This is a genomic window from Bariatricus sp. SGI.154 (genome assembly GCF_050313795.1).
Taxonomy (GTDB): Bacteria; Bacillota; Clostridia; order Lachnospirales; family Lachnospiraceae; genus CAMBRQ01.
In genome coordinates this window covers 1-295 of sequence record NZ_JBNPMC010000091.1, presented here as the reverse complement: position 1 = coordinate 295, position 295 = coordinate 1, and the positions used below count along the sequence as shown (strand labels likewise).

Annotated in this window: 1 rRNA gene; it reads left to right on the top strand. The window is 58.3% G+C overall.

What is annotated here, in order from left to right:
- Positions 1–295: ribosomal RNA gene (locus ACQRBN_RS17465) — 16S ribosomal RNA — on the top strand; the annotation flags it as partial.

Below are 295 nucleotides of genomic sequence, written 5' to 3'. Positions count from 1 at the left end.
TTCTGCTCTGATTCTTCGGATGAAGAGCAGTCTGACTTAGCGGCGGACGGGTGAGTAACGCGTGGGCAACCTGCCTCATACAGGGGGATAACAGTTAGAAATGACTGCTAATACCGCATAAGGCCACGGTGCCGCATGGCACAGTGGCAAAAACTCCGGTGGTATGAGATGGGCCCGCGTCTGATTAGGTAGTTGGCGGGGTAACGGCCCACCAAGCCGACGATCAGTAGCCGACCTGAGAGGGCGACCGGCCACATTGGGACTGAGACACGGCCCAGACTCCTACGGGAGGCAG